Source organism: Streptomyces doebereineriae, assembly GCF_031845645.1.
Classification (GTDB): domain Bacteria; phylum Actinomycetota; class Actinomycetes; order Streptomycetales; family Streptomycetaceae; genus Streptomyces; species Streptomyces canus.
Genome location: NZ_JAVREZ010000002.1, coordinates 435691 through 449775, shown reverse-complemented (window position 1 = coordinate 449775; position 14085 = coordinate 435691). Strand labels below are relative to the sequence as shown.

Annotated in this window: 13 protein-coding genes and 2 pseudogenes; 10 read left to right on the top strand and 5 right to left on the bottom strand. The window is 69.7% G+C overall.

Annotated features, from left to right (window positions below):
* Nucleotides 1–73 precede the first annotated feature (73 nt).
* The gene (locus RNB18_RS07605) at nt 74–571 is read left to right on the top strand and encodes a signal peptide protein (RefSeq protein WP_311713358.1); all 498 of its coding nucleotides are present in this window, start codon (nt 74–76) and stop codon (nt 569–571) included.
* A 60-nt stretch (nt 572–631) separates the two neighbouring features.
* On the opposite strand, the gene RNB18_RS07600 is transcribed toward RNB18_RS07605, so the two are convergent.
* Complete coding sequence (locus tag RNB18_RS07600) at nt 632–2233, bottom strand: alpha/beta hydrolase (RefSeq protein WP_311713357.1); 1602 nt, start codon at nt 2231–2233, stop codon at nt 632–634.
* Between the two features lie 257 nt (nt 2234–2490).
* On the opposite strand from RNB18_RS07600, the gene RNB18_RS07595 reads away from it, so the two are divergent.
* From RNB18_RS07595 to RNB18_RS07580, 4 genes are all read left to right on the top strand, one after another.
* A complete protein-coding gene (locus RNB18_RS07595) occupies nt 2491–4695 on the top strand; it encodes an MMPL family transporter (protein WP_311713356.1) in 2205 nt (734 codons plus the stop codon).
* Nucleotides 4696–4789: 94 nt separating this feature from the next.
* Nucleotides 4790–6019: a sensor histidine kinase gene (locus RNB18_RS07590; protein WP_311713355.1), complete on the top strand. Its 1230-nt coding sequence runs from the start codon at nt 4790–4792 to the stop codon at nt 6017–6019.
* A 75-nt stretch (nt 6020–6094) separates the two neighbouring features.
* Nucleotides 6095–6889 (top strand): inositol monophosphatase family protein, encoded by a 795-nt coding sequence (locus tag RNB18_RS07585; RefSeq protein ID WP_311713354.1) that lies wholly within the window; start codon nt 6095–6097, stop codon nt 6887–6889.
* Nucleotides 6890–7009: 120 nt separating this feature from the next.
* Complete coding sequence (locus RNB18_RS07580) at nt 7010–7540, top strand: TerD family protein (protein ID WP_311713353.1); 531 nt, start codon at nt 7010–7012, stop codon at nt 7538–7540.
* Between the two features lie 37 nt (nt 7541–7577).
* On the opposite strand, the gene RNB18_RS07575 is transcribed toward RNB18_RS07580, so the two are convergent.
* Nucleotides 7578–8000: a hypothetical protein gene (locus RNB18_RS07575; RefSeq protein WP_311713352.1), complete on the bottom strand. Its 423-nt coding sequence runs from the start codon at nt 7998–8000 to the stop codon at nt 7578–7580.
* Nucleotides 8001–8196: 196 nt separating this feature from the next.
* Between RNB18_RS07575 and RNB18_RS07570 the strand changes: the two genes are divergently transcribed.
* Both RNB18_RS07570 and RNB18_RS07565 read left to right on the top strand, forming a co-directional pair.
* Complete coding sequence (locus tag RNB18_RS07570; RefSeq protein WP_037706913.1) at nt 8197–8418, top strand: hypothetical protein; 222 nt, start codon at nt 8197–8199, stop codon at nt 8416–8418.
* A 410-nt stretch (nt 8419–8828) separates the two neighbouring features.
* Entirely contained in the window at nt 8829–10064 is a 1236-nt protein-coding gene (locus tag RNB18_RS07565; RefSeq protein WP_311713351.1) for an acyltransferase family protein, read from the top strand.
* Between the two features lie 117 nt (nt 10065–10181).
* Here the strand turns inward: RNB18_RS07565 and tnpA are convergent, their stop codons facing one another.
* Nucleotides 10182–10613 (bottom strand): IS200/IS605 family transposase, encoded by a 432-nt coding sequence (gene tnpA, locus RNB18_RS07560; RefSeq protein ID WP_266562112.1) that lies wholly within the window; start codon nt 10611–10613, stop codon nt 10182–10184.
* Between the two features lie 23 nt (nt 10614–10636).
* Between tnpA and RNB18_RS07555 the strand changes: the two genes are divergently transcribed.
* Together RNB18_RS07555 and RNB18_RS07550 are read left to right on the top strand one after the other, a co-directional pair.
* Complete coding sequence (locus RNB18_RS07555; protein WP_311713350.1) at nt 10637–11959, top strand: RNA-guided endonuclease InsQ/TnpB family protein; 1323 nt, start codon at nt 10637–10639, stop codon at nt 11957–11959.
* A gap of 56 nt (nt 11960–12015) precedes the next feature.
* Nucleotides 12016–12240: a hypothetical protein gene (locus RNB18_RS07550; protein ID WP_311713349.1), complete on the top strand. Its 225-nt coding sequence runs from the start codon at nt 12016–12018 to the stop codon at nt 12238–12240.
* 91 nt (nt 12241–12331) lie between these two features.
* Here the strand turns inward: RNB18_RS07550 and RNB18_RS07545 are convergent.
* Nucleotides 12332–12451, bottom strand: a pseudogene (locus RNB18_RS07545) (Uma2 family endonuclease); the annotation flags it as partial.
* Nucleotides 12452–12604: 153 nt separating this feature from the next.
* On the opposite strand from RNB18_RS07545, the pseudogene RNB18_RS07540 reads away from it, so the two are divergent.
* A pseudogene (locus RNB18_RS07540) lies at nt 12605–12982 on the top strand (nuclear transport factor 2 family protein); the annotation flags it as partial.
* Between the two features lie 17 nt (nt 12983–12999).
* On the opposite strand, the gene RNB18_RS07535 reads toward RNB18_RS07540, so the two are convergent.
* Nucleotides 13000–14085, bottom strand: coding sequence for an ABC transporter permease (locus RNB18_RS07535; RefSeq protein WP_311713347.1), 1086 nt, complete (start codon nt 14083–14085; stop codon nt 13000–13002).

The following is a 14085-nucleotide window of genomic DNA, read 5'->3' as shown; positions in this document are numbered from 1 at the left end:
CTCCTTGTTGAGGTCTCATCTACGGGTAATCCCCGAAACCCCCCACACATCACGAGGAACAGTGAACGTGTCGATGAGCACCAGACGTCTCAAGATCGCATTCGTTTCCGTCGCCGTGGCACTCGCGGGTCTGGCAGCCGCCGGTCCCGCCGCCGCGGCCGCCCCGGCCAGGCCCGCCGCGGCCACCGCGCAGGCCCAGCAGTCCGCCGTACCCGTCGACTTCGTGGACCTGCCCACCACGGCCCTCGTGGCCGACGGCGAGCGGCACGAGGTCACCGTCACCTACCGCAACGACTCCTCGGCGGACCGGACCGTCGCCCCGCAGCTCCTGGTGGAGTCGCCGGACGCGGGTCCCTTCCTCACCCCGTCGGACGTCGTGGTCGAGCAGCGCACCGCGCACGGCTGCTGGCGGCCGGTGGAGACCGCGAGCCAGACCGGCACGCTCTTCACCGACCTGACGACCGCTCAGCACACGCTCCACGCCGGCCAGACCCTCACCCAGGTCTACCGGATCACGGTCGTCAACCCGGACGCCCAGGGCACCGTGCAGCCGAGGGTGGCGCTGTACTGACCCGCTTGCCGTGACGCGAGAGGGCCCGGGCCTCCTCCTGAGACCCGGGCCCTCACGCTGTTATCGCAGCGAGCCGATGTGGTCCACTCGGTCGCTCACGCCGTTGCGGAGTTCCTTGAGCGTCGTACCGGGCGGGGCCACCGTCGGGGTGGACGACGGTGGTTGGGTCTCGTCCGCGCAACTCGCCCCGCGGGCCGGGACCTTCAGGTCCACCAGGTAGCTGGTGATCGCGTCCGACGCGCAGGCGCTGCGGCCGAAAGCGGTGTGTCCCTCGGCCTTGAAGGTGAGCAGGCGGCCGTTGTCGAGCTCACGGGACAGGGCCACCGCGTCCTGGTACGGGGTGTCCGGGTCACCGGTGTTGCCGATGACGAGGATCGGTGCGGAGCCCTTCGCGCGGAAGGAACCGCCGTAGCGGCTGACGTGCTCGCCCTTCCACTGCACGCAGGCCGTGGCGTGCTGGTGGTCGTAGGTCGGCGGGCCGTAGGCCATGGCCGGGCCCAGCAGCGGGGCCAGCTTGGCGTTGGTCGTGACCTGGCTCCTCAGCAGGGCCCGGTCGGTCGGGTACTTCTTGTCGACGCACTCGACGACGACGTTCGGGTTGAGGAAGTCGTAGCTGGCCGGGGACGGTGGCCGCAGCAGGAACGACGTGTTGTCGCGCTGCTGCGCCTTGCGCAGCGCCTCGCCGAAGGAGGGCCAGATGACCTTGCCCTCGTTGATGTTGAACATCAACCGGTAGACGAGGGTGTAGCCGTTGGCCTGGCCCCCGTTGGCGGTGGGCACCGGGTTGGCGTCCAGGTCCGCCTTGAGCTTCTGGAACGCGGCCCGCGGATCGCCGTCACCGAAACCGCAGGTCGCCTGGTCGGCCTTGCACCAGTCCAGGAAGCGGCCCATCGCGCCGTCCAGGGCGAGGTACTGCGGCCGGTCGTAGGCGTAGGGCCGGCTGGTGTAGTGCTCCGGGTCGTACGCCCCGTCGAGCGCGAGCGCGCGGACCCGGTCCGGGAACATCGCGGCGTAGACCGTACCGATGTAGGAGCCGAACGAGCGGCCGTAGTAGGTGAGTCGGTCCTCCCCGAGCGCCTGCCGCAGGAGGTCGATGTCCCGGGCCACGTACTGGGTGCCGACGTACGGCAGCAGATCGCCGGCGTTGTCCTGGCAGGCCTGGTCGAAGTCGGCGGCCTGCTGGACGGCGGGCTTGTAGGCGCCGGGGCCCGGGACGCCCTTGGCGGCGGTGACGGCCTTCGTGTACGTCGTGTCGTCCCAGCACACCACCTGGGAGCTGCGGCCCACCCCGCGCACGTCGTACCCGAAGACGTCGAAGTCGTCGCGCAGTGCGGCCGGCAGGTCGTCGTAGTTGCCGCGCACGAAGTCCACACCGGAGTTGCCGGGGCCGCCGGGCTGCAGGAACAGCGTGCCCTTGCGCTTCGAGGGGTCGGCGGCCTTCTTGCGTATGACGGCCAGGGTGATGGTCCTGCCCTGCGGTTCCCGGTAGTCCAGAGGCACTCGGGCGTCGGCACACTCGAAACCGCCCTGGCAGTCCGACCAGGTCAGGGTCGGTACCGGGGCGGTCTCGTGCTGCTCGGAGGCCCACACCTGCGGCCCGGTGCAGGCCACGGCGAGCGCGCTCGCCGCGGCTCCGGCGAGTCTGAGTCGTCTCAACTTCACTGTTTCTGTTCCCCCTTGGGCTGGTCAGGCCTCAAAGAACTGGTGGTCTCACAGAGAACACACAGAGGAACACGCGTTCCGGTTCCCGCCGGGTCGTGAGGGAACGGAAAAGGCGGTAGTCCCGGAGGTGGACGCGGGGGCCGCCGTGTACTGCGTTCTCAGTAGCGGGGATTGTCGGCAGGCGCACGACGACTCGGCGCCTCTCGTCCGGACAGTCTGGGTGGACCGTCCGGCACCAGATGTGGAGATCCCCCGCCGTGGCTACTTTCCTTTATCGCGTGGGCCGTCTCGCCTTCCGACGACGCTGGTACGTCGCCCTCGTCTGGGCGGCCGTCCTGGCGGCCGTCGGACTGGGAGCCCTGAAGGCGCCCGGCGCCGCCGACGAGGGGTTCTCGATGCCGGGCATCGAGTCCCAGAAGGCGTTCGACCTGATGGAACAGCGCTTCCCGGGGGCCACGGCCGACGGCGCGACCGCGAGGGTCGTCTTCGTCGCGCCGAACGGTCAGAAGGTCACCGCCGCCGACCACAAGAAGGCCGTCGAGGACACCGTCGCCGGGCTGGCCGACGGCTCTCAGGTCGCGAGCGCCGTGAACCCGTTCCAGGCGAAGGCCGTGAGCAAGGACGGTACGACGGCGTACGCGACCGTCACCTACAAGGTCGCCGCCGACGACCTCACCGACGCCAGCAAGGAGCAGCTGGAGCACGCCCTCCAGGAGGCCCGGGACAGCGGGCTGACCGTCGACGCGGGAGGCTCCGCCATGGCCGACGGCGGTGGCGCGGGCGGTACGGCCGAGCTGATCGGTGTCGCGATCGCCGCTGTCGTCCTCCTCGTCACCTTCGGCTCACTGGCCGCGGCCGGACTGCCGCTGCTGACCGCGCTCATCGGCGTCGGCGTCAGCATGGCCACGATCCTCGCCCTCTCCGACGCCCTCGGCCTGTCCACCACCACCGGTACCCTCGCGATGATGCTGGGGCTCGCCGTCGGCATCGACTACGCCCTGTTCGTCGTCTCCCGGTACCGGGAGGAACGCGCCAGGGGCAGGGCACCTCAGGAGGCGACGGCCCTCGCGGTCGGTACGGCCGGTTCCGCGGTCGTCTTCGCGGGTCTCACCGTCGTCATCGCCCTCGCCGGGCTCGCGGTGGTCGGCATCCCGATGCTCACCAAGATGGGCCTCGCCGCGGCGGGCGCGGTCGTCGTCGCCGTACTGATCGCGCTGACCCTGGTCCCGGCGTTCCTCGGCTTCTGGCCGAACGCGGTGCTGCGCCGCAAGGACCGCAGGCAGGGCCGTGCCGGGGAAGAGGCCAAGGACAACGGCGGCACCCGCTGGGCCCGGTTCGTGCTGCGCCGTCCGCTGCCCGTGCTGATCCTCGGCGTGGTCGGCCTCGGCGCCCTCGCCCTGCCGATGACCTCCCTCCAGCTGGGCATGCCCGGCGACGAGGCCAAGCCGACCTCCACCACCGAGCGCCGGGCCTACGACGCGCTCGCCGAGGGCTTCGGGCCGGGCTTCAACGGTCCGCTGACCGTCGTGGTGGACGCGAAGGGTGACGACGACGCGAAGGCGGCCGCGGCGGCGATCTCGAAGGACATCGGTGCGACGAAGGGGGTCGTGTCGGTCTCCCCGGCCCGCTTCAACGAGGCCGGCGACACCGCCGTCTTCTCGGTCGTGCCGTCCACCTCGCCGACAGACGAGAAGACCAAGGACCTCGTCACGACCATCCGCGGCGAGCGCCCCGGCATAGAGTCCGAGACCGGTGCGACCTACGAGGTCACCGGCACCACCGCGCTGAACATCGACATCTCCGAGAAGGTGCAGGCCGCGCTGGTGCCGTATCTGATCGTCGTGGTGGGTCTCGCGATCGTGCTGCTGCTGGTGGTCTTCCGGTCCCTGCTCGTCCCGCTGAAGGCGGCTCTCGGTTTCCTGCTCTCCGTCCTGGCCTCCCTCGGTGCGGTCGTCGTGGTCTTCCAGGAGGGGCACGGCGCCGGACTGCTGGGCGTGGAGACCACCGGCCCGATCATGAGCCTGATGCCGATCTTCCTGGTGGGCATCGTCTTCGGCCTCGCCATGGACTACGAGGTGTTCCTGCTCTCGCGGATGCGTGAGGCGTACGTCCACGGAGAGACGTCCCACCAGGCCGTCACCTCCGGATTCCGGCACAGCGCCCGGGTGGTCGTGGCCGCCGCGCTGATCATGATCGCGGTCTTCGCCGGGTTCATCGGCGAGAGCGACTCCATGATCAAGATGATCGGCTTCGGTCTCGCCTCCGCCGTCCTGCTGGACGCCTTCGTGGTCCGGATGGCCATCGTGCCCGCCGTGCTCGCCCTGCTCGGCGACAAGGCCTGGTGGCTGCCGAAGTGGCTGGACCGGATCCTGCCCCGGGTGGACGTGGAGGGCGAGGCGCTCACCAGGGGCGCCGACAACCCTGAGCCCGCCCCCGCCGACCAGGAGGCCGCACGCGTCTGACGACCACCCCCCACCAGGGGCCGCCCGTGTCGTACGGCACGGGCGGCCCCGTTGCCTCACCATGGGTCCCTGAGCCCACCCACCGGAGAACCCGATGACCACCAGCCCGGAGCGGCGCTACACGGACCGCCTGGAGGAGTTCGCGGACCGCCGTCCCTTCCTCGTCGACCTGGCGCTGATCGCGGTACTCATGGGCTCCGCGACCCTCGGAGCCTCGCTCACCCTGCCCAACGCCGAGACGCCGGGCGACGACAGAACCGCCGTCCTCCTCCTGGGGGTCTCCTGCCTCGCCCTGTTCCTGCACCGCAGCCACCCCCGCGTCACCGTCGTGGTGAACGCGGTCTGCGCCACGATCGTGATCGCGCAGGGCTATCTGCTCACGCCCCTCCTCCTGGCCCCGGTCATGGCGTCCCTGTACTGGCTGGCCACCCGCACCGAACGGGAGACCATCCGCTCCTATGGCATCGCCACCATGGCGGCGCTGACGATCGCGGCGGCCGTGTCCGACTCCATGGACCACCTGTCGCTGCTGCTCCGCACGATCGGCCCGTTCTTCTGGCTGCTGCTGCCGCTGGCGGCCGGCACCATGACCCGGCTGCGGCGGGCCTATCTCGAGGCCACGCAGGCCCGCGCCGAGCACGCCGAACGCACCCGGGAGGAGGAGGCGCGGCTCAGGGTCACCGAGGAACGCATGCGGATCGCCCGGGAGTTGCACGACGTCGTCGCCCATCACCTGGCGCTCGCCAACGCCCAGGCCGGTACCGCCGAGCATCTTGCGCTGGTCAACCCGCCGCAGACCAAGCAGATCCTCCACGACCTCACCGGCACGACCTCGTCCGCGCTGCGTGAGCTGAAGGCCACGCTGGGCCTGCTGCGGCAGACCGGCGACGAGAGCTCCGCACCGCCGGAACCGGCCCCCGGCCTCGCCCGGCTGCCCGAACTGGTCTCCTCGTGCGCCTCCGCGGGCATCACCGTCACCGTCGCCACGGAGGGGGAGCAGCAGCTCCTGTCGCCGGGCGTGGACCTGACGGCCTTCCGGATCGTGCAGGAGGCGCTCACCAACGTCACCAAGCACGCGGCCACCCAGACCGCGCACGTCCGCTTCGTCTACTCCGGCACCCGCCTCCTCATCACGGTCACCGACGAGGGCCCGCCGACCGCGGCCGTCCCCGAGCCCGTGAAGGGCTTCGGCGTCATGGGCATGCGCGAACGCGCCCACTCCATCGGCGGCGAACTCCGGGCGGGGCCGCGGCCAGAGGGCGGCTTCGAGGTGAGTACGGCGTTGCCGTTGCAGCCTTCGGTGAGCGGGGAGGAGACAGCGTGAAAGGGAGGCAGGATCCATCCGGGGTTCACCGGGAGGTCGCCGGCCGCCGGGCCCCGTGCCCGTAGTGTGGAAGACATGGCTGACGTGGATCTCGACCGGGCACTGGAGGTCGCGACGGAACTCGCGGCCCGGGCGTCGGAGACCATCCGGCGCCCGCGTGACCCCGGGGCCGAGGTGCGGGAGAAGGACGGCCCCGCGGACATCGTGACCGCCACCGACGAGGCGGTGGAGACGCACACCCGCGAGGTGCTCGGGCGGGCCTTCCCGGACCACGGGATCGTCGGCGAGGAGTACGGCACGACGGAGGGCTCCGCCGGTGCCCCGCACTGGGTGATCGACCCGGTCGACGGCACCACCAACTACGCCCACGGACTGGGCTGGTGCTCCTTCTCGCTGGGCCTGGCCGCCGCCGACGGCACCCCGCTGCTCGGCGTGGTGGCGGACCCGTGGCGCGGCGAGACGTTCACCGCGGTCCGGGGCAGGGGGGCGTATCTGAACGGGACCCGGGTCCACGCGGCCGCCCACACCACCCTCACCGGCCATGTCTTCCTCACCGAGTGGGCGGCGCACGCCCACTGGCCCGGAATGGACGCCCTGCTCGCCGAACTCGCCGACCGGCACTGCACGGTGCGCGTGATGGGCTCCACGGCCCTCTCCCTCGCGCAGGTCGCGGCGGGCCGGGCGACCGCGGCCGCGATCGGCTCCTTCCACGCGGTCGACGGACTCCCCGCGCTGCTGATCGCCCAGGAGGCGGGAGCGATGGCACTGCCCGAACTGCCTTCCCACAACCAGCCGTTGCTGCTCGTGGCGCCCGGCGCCGCCGAGGAGACGACCGACCTCTGGCGCAGGTCGGGGGCGGCGGCCGGCTGACGGCTTCCTGGATGAGATCTGACCAGGAGATAACCGTCAGTGAGGTATCAAGAGGCTGCTCCGAGCACATACTTCAGCATGCGGGAGGGTCCCGGCGGAACTCTGACGGGGAGCGGCTTGATGCGTGCCGACGGTGTGGGTCTTGGCAAGGTCCAGGTGCGGCTCAAGTGGGACCCGAGCGCCTACGGGGAACCGGCCCGGCATCTCGACATCGTCGCTGCGACCTACGCGGTGGGCGACCTGTACGGGCGGCCGGAGTACGTCGTGCACACCGAGAGCCGCTCGCCGGACGGCACCATCACCATGATCCGGCACAGCGAGACCGGCCTCGGCCTCGGGGTCGTCGAGGTGATGGAGCTGGAGTTCGAGCGCCTGTCGTCGGCCTACGGTCGGGTGGTGGTCGGCGTCGCCATCCACCAGACCGGCGGCCCCCGCACCTTCGGCGACCTCTCCCACGCCGGGGTGCTCGTCGTCGAGGGCTACCGCCAAATGCTGGCCGACGACTTCGCGGGCGTCGCGGACGCCACGGCGGCGACCATCGCGGAGTTCACCAGGGACGCGTCCGGGGCGTGGCGCCTCAAGGAGCTGATCCGGGGGTTCGACAGCAACCCGGCGGGGTTCATGGCGGAGATGGGGAGCGTACGGGGATGAGGGGGGCCGGCCACGGGCCCGCTCCCCTTCGCTGCCGTCAGGCGGACGGGTTGACGACCAGTTTCGCCGAGTTGTTCCTGGTCTTCGGGTCGAAGGCGAAGGACGCACTGCCGTCGTAGGGACGGACGACGACCCGGCCCGTGGCGTCGGGGACGACCTGGTCGACGCGCAGCCGGGGGATCGCCGGGGCGGCGGCGGACGGCGAGGCGCTGGGGCAGGTGCTGGGCACCGAGGTGGCGGTGGTGCCCGGCGGGAGGTAGTAGTCGATCGCGGGGATCGGGCCTCCCGAGGCGACGTGGGCCACCCAGGCCGGGCTGCGGTTGACGATGCGGAAACCGGGTCCGGAGCCGACAGTGACGAAGGTCTCAGCGGAGTATTCCGGGGCGGTCAGGGTGCCGTCGGGGCCGCCGGTGGCGGAGTACTCGATCGCGCCCTGTTCGCCCACGGCGGCGCCGGCCACGGCCCGCACCTTCAGCTGCAGCTGCGGGCTGCAGCGGACCGGGGCACAGAACTCATGACATACCCCACATGGGACAGAAGGTCCCAGGCCCACGGCCTTCTCCGCGACGCGTCCGCGGTCTGTTGCCCGTCCGTGTTCGAATCGGGACCTGGACAGACGGAGCGGGCGGGGCCGCCGTAGGCGCATACTGAGGAGGATGACAAAGCCTGCTGCACCGAAGCGTCATTTGCCCACCAGTCCCTTCAAAGCCCCGGTCGCCCCCGCGCCCAAGCACTTCGCGGTCGGCGACCAGGTCACCCACGACATGTACGGTCTCGGCCGGGTTATCGGCGTCGAGGACGGAATCGCGGTCCTCGTGGATTTCGGCTCGTCGCAGATGCGGATCCTGAGCCCGTACTCCAAGATGACCAAGCTGTAGGAGAAAGGACCCTCTCTCATCGATCTGACCTCGCTGTTCTCCGCTCCGGAAGGGCAGCCCCAGCGCACCCCCGTGGCTCTGCCGCCTCCCACCACGAACCCGTTCCAGGCCCCGGACTTCGGGGAGGACGAGGACGAGGAGTTCCCGCGACCCGAGGCGGCCTAGCTCGTAGTCGTTGCCGTTCGGGGTACGGATCACCGAGTGGACGTCCTTCCGGGTCGGGCCGTCTCCCTGGCTCGCGCCGTACGCGCCGGCCAGGGGGCCCGGATTTTGGTGTTGCCGCTCTATTGTCATGAACACGTCATTCTTCCGCCACACAGCCCACGCCCAGAGAGGCATGCGAGCGTGATTTCCGGTTAGGCGCACCGGGATTACTCGATTCAGCGGGCAGGTGAGAAGAGATCTCTTTCATGGCGAAGGCACCGGACTCGACGGCCGTGGCGGACAAGGAGCAGGAAGGAGCGGATACGGCGGTCGGCGTCCGCAGACCCCCAGCCCCGGTCGCACCCCGTGCGAGCCGGGGTTTTCCGTCCGCGGTGTCCCGCACCGGCCGGGTGGGCGCACTGGACGGACTGCGCACCCTCGCGGTCGCGCTGGTCGTCGTCCACCACGTGGAGCCCGACGTGCTGCCGGGCGGCGCGGTCGCCGTGGACGTCTTCTTCACCATCAGCGGCTTCGTCATCACCCGCCTGTTGCTCGCCGAGTACGTCCGCCGCGGCGGCATCTCCCTCATGTCCTTCTACCGGCGCCGCTGGATGCGACTCGTCCCCGCGCTGCTGGCCCTGTGCGCGGTCTGCGCGCTGCTGGCGTCGACGACCTCCCTGTGGGGCTTCGACGGCTCGCTCCAGGCCGCGGGCCTGTCGGCCGCCTTCCTCACCAATGTCGTACGGGCCATGGAGTCCGGCCCCTACTCCGAGCTCACCAGGCCGCTCGCGCACACCTGGTCGCTGGGCGTGGAGGAGCAGTTCTATCTGCTGTGGCCGCTCGTTCTGCTCTTTGTCCTACGACGGTTTCGGGCCCGTACGGTCCTCCTGTGCACTGCGGCCCTGTGCGCGCTGCCGCTGCTGTGGCGCTGCGTCCTGTGGAACCCGGAAGCGGCCCACCGCATCTACAACGGCACCGACACCCGCGCCGACCAGTTGCTGGCCGGCGCCCTGGTCGCCGTAGCCCTGGCACGCCTACGGTCCGACGACCCCCGTCTGACCCTCCTGCGCACCTGGTCCGGCCGCCTCGCGTGGCCGGCGCTCGCCCTGCTGGGACTGGTCGCCTGGCAGGTACCGGTGACGGAGGACCTCGGTGTCTGGACGGCCGTGTGGTACACGGTCGGCTTCCTCGCGGTGGCGGCCCTGTCCGCCACGCTGGTCATGGCGCTCGAACTACGTCCCGAGGCCCGCATGTCCCGCCTGCTGGCCCTGACTCCACTGGCCTGGGTGGGCCGCAACCTGAGCTACGGCATCTATCTCTGGCACTACCCGGTCGTACGGCTCCTGGCCTCCCTCGGCGTGAATGAGGGACGGCTGGCGGCGACCGTGGTGCTGACGCTGCTGATGGCTCTGCTGTCGTACTACGCCATCGAGAAGCCGTTCCTGCGGAGGGCGCGGGTGGGGAAGATGCCGGCGGCGGCGCCGGCACTGGCGGTGACGTAGGGCACCGTTTCCTACCTCTGATCTTGGGCAGTGCTCGGCCGTTTACGGCGGGGGTGAAGAAGGCCATCTCGGAACTGCTCTGACCCAGAGCGTACGCACGGGCCCGCAGTGTTGTCCTCAGCCCACGGGGCGCTGCTGATTCTCGATGTACTGCTTGACGACGGTCAACGGTGCCCCGCCGCAGGACCCGGCGAAGTACGAGCCGGACCAGAAGTGTCCGCCCCACAGGTAACGGCGGACGTGCGTGCTGTACTCCTGGCGGAGTCTGCGGGAGGACACGCCCTTGAGGGAGTTGACCAGCTTGGAGAGCTGGACTTTCGGCGGGTAGTGCACGAGCAGGTGCACATGGTCCTGCTCGCCGTTGAACTGCTTGAGCTCGGCCTCGAAGTCCGCGCAGACCTCCCGCATGATCTCTTCAGTGCGCGTCAACATCGCATCGGTGAATGCCTTGCGCCGGTACTTGGTGACAAAAACCAAGTGGACATGCAGGTTGTAGACGACGTGACGACCGGTGCGCACATCGGGGTTTGGATTCCAGCGTGGTGACATGAACCAAATGCTACAGTGATCGCGTGAACACGGAACGTGAGCGGGAGAAGCGGCAGTTCGGGCACCGCGCCCGGCTGGCGCTGACGCCTGCACAGATCCGGCCCATGGACGACCAGGCGCACGCGGCGCGGGCGATGTGGAATCAGCTCCACGACCTGTGGACCATGACGCCTAAGTGCCGGCGCTCGCTGTCCCGCATGGACCAGACGTTGCGTCAGGCCCGTAAGGAGATCGACTGGTACGCGGTGCTGCCTGCGCAGGCCGCGCAGGCGGTGCTGAAAACGTACTTCCAGGCGTGGCGGAACTGCTGGGACGGGCGGGCGGACGAGCCGAACTTCAAGGCCCGTTTCCGCACCGCCATGTCTGTGGACATCCCGCAGGGCCGTGACCTGCAGATCAAGCGGGTGCACCGCCGATGGGGCATGGTCAACATCCCCAAGATCGGACGTGTCCGCTTCCGCTGGACCAAGGATCTCCCGGTCGGCAAGCTCGCCAACAAGGAGAACCGGATCACCGGGGCACGTCTGGTCAAAGACGGGCTCGGATGGCATATCGCCTTCCGAATCCAGACTCTGGAGCCGAAGCCTGAGCCGCACACTGGTCCTGAAATCGGCATCGACGCCGGGGTCAACCTCCCCCTTGCTCTGTCCGACGGCAACCATCAGGACCACGAACGACCCGCCCGGCTCCCGGACGGCACCGCCGACCGGGACAAGTGGCTGAACCCGGACGAGAAGGCCAAGCTGCTCCGCCTGGAGCGGCAAGCCGCACACCGCAAGTCCTTCCGCAAGCCCAAAGAGCGCAGCTCCAACCGGCTGCACCGCACCTACGACCAGATCAAGCAGCTCCGCGCAAGAGCCACGCGCCGCGCCGTTGACTGGCAGCACCAGACCACAACGAACCTCGCCCGCTCCTACGGCACGGTCGTGGTCGAACAACTCAACATCACGAACATGGTCAAGTCCGCCAGGGGAACCATCGAGGAACCCGGGAAGAACGTCGCGCAGAAGTCCGGCCTGAACCGCTCCATCAGCCAAGAGGCATGGGGCCGCACCGTGACCATGCTGACGTACAAGACCGCCCGCCACGGCGGCACCCTGCACAAGGTTCCCGCCCCGAACACCTCCCTGCGATGCTCCGCGTGCGGCTTCCTCACGCCCGGCAGCCGGGAAGACCAGGCCACGTTCGTATGCAAGAACCCAGACTGCGGCTGGTCCGGCAACGCCGACTGGAACGCTGCCCGGAACATCTTGCACCTGTACCGGATCGGCCTCGTGGCGATCCCGGCTGCCGGGAGGGCAGTCGTCAGGCGCACCCGTGGCGCCAAGCCCGCCACCGCAAGGTAGGCAGGAATCTCCTTCCTGAGCTTGGCGAAGAAAGGAGAGCACTTCAAACTCGCGGGATGAACAACAACACATGCACCCACTGCGGCACCGTCGGTCTGATGGACGGTTTCATTGAGGACGCCGGCGAGCACTCGCGCGGGTACGCGCGTTGGATCGAGGGCGCGTTGGAGCGGGGGTTCTTCGGGGGCGCCAAGCGGATGGGGCGCCCCCGGCGGCAGATAGTGGCGTTTCGCTGTCCGAAGTGCGGGCACCTCGAACTGTTCGCCACGGACGAGGTGTAGCCGGTCTCCTTGCGGATCCAAACAGTTGGTTCTCGGACCTGGTGCTCCAGGAGGTACGCGACCACTTCCACACCCCGGACGGGTTCAAGGGTCAGACCTGGCCGAGGTCGATCTCCACCGGGAAGGGGGCCGTCACCTTGACGACGCCGGTGAACACGTCTCCGTCCCGGTAGGTCTTCGTCGCGGGGTCGAGAACGTAGGTGTAGACGCTGATCCCGCTCGACACCCTCGTCGTCGAAGTCCGTCTCGTCGGACCCGGTCGAGGTGACCGACACGGTCGTCCGAGTCGAGGCCGGGACGACCGTCAGGCGGGCGCAGCGATACTCGATTGCGGCAGTCCTGGTGAGCCCGGTGAGATACGTCCATGGACAGTGCGAGAGACGATGTGGACCAGGCGATCGCGGGTGAATTGCAGCTCATGGATCCGCGAGTCCGCGCCTCGCGTGAACTCGCCGGACAGCTTCTCGACCCGCAGTTCGTAGAGGTGGGCGGGTCCGGGCGACGCTGGACGTACGAGACCATGCTCGCCGAACTACCCGACCATCCGGGCAGTTCACCGAGCGGTCCCCGCTACGAGCCCTCGGACATGTCGGGCGTGCTGCTGTCCCCGGGGCTGGTCCATCTGACGTTCGAGACCACCCTCGGCGGGCGCAGGACCAGGCACAGTTCGATCTGGCGCAAGGGAGACGGGGCCGCGGGGTGGCGGATGTACTACCACCAGGCGACACGCGTACCCGCCGACGTGGAACAGGGCTCCACTCAGGCAGCCACCGACGCCCCCGAGTCGGCCCCCCGGCCTTCCCGCCACCAGGACGCCCCCCACGCCAACACCGCTCCCCCCACCGCATACGCCCCCAGCACCCACAGCGCCGAACTCGTCGCATGCCCGGAGAAGTACACCGTGTTGCGGACCAGCGTCGTCCCCGCCCCCGGCGGCAGTGCCTGGCCGATCGCGCTCCAGAAGTCGGGGAGCAGGGGCGCCGGGTAGACGCCGCCCGAGCTCGGGTTGCCGAGGACCACGAACAACAGGACGACCAGGCCCGTGCCCAGCAGGCCCAGCAGGGTCTGCAACGCCAGCGCCGTGGCCGCCGAGGCCATGACCGTGAGGGCTCCGATCGCGCTCAGTGCCCAGAAGTGGCCGCCCAGCGCGTCGAACACCGGGCCCACGATCACCGCTCCGGCCACGCCCGACACCACCGCGTACGGGATCAGGACCGCGAGGCGGATCAGGGTGCGGGGGCGGTTCGCCGGGCGGGAGCCGGATGCCATGCCCATGATCGTCGCGGTGAGGTAGCCGCCGATCACCCAGCCCAGGACCAGGTAGAAGGACGTCATGCCGCGGCCGTCGCCGGAGTTGGGGGAGCGGATGTCCGTCACAGTGATCCGGCGTTTCTCCGACGCCTCGATCTTCTGGGCGATCTGGGTCGCCGTCTGGGAGACCGACGGGCCGCCCGCCGACGCGACGAGCAGAGTGTCGTTGGTGCCGGTCGCGTCGAAGAGGAATGCCGCGTCCGTACGGCGGGTCAGGACCCACTCGCGGGCAACAGCCGTACTGGAAGCCGCCGTCGCCTTCACCGGGTCGCCGTCCAGGGCGTTCAGCTGGGCGACGATCTTCGCGGATGCCTGTTGGGGGGCCACCACGGCCACCGGGATCCGCTGGGGGGTGGGGGAGTGGAAGGCGCCCACGTACGAGACGATGAAGGCCAGTTGGACCAGCAGGCCGCCGAGAACCAGGCCGAAGGCCCTGAGCGTCACGGCGTCCTTGAACTCCGCCGCGAAACCAGGGGACTTGGGGGCGGGCATCGTGGAGGGGCCGCCTGGGGAAGGGCTGGAGGGTGCGTTCAC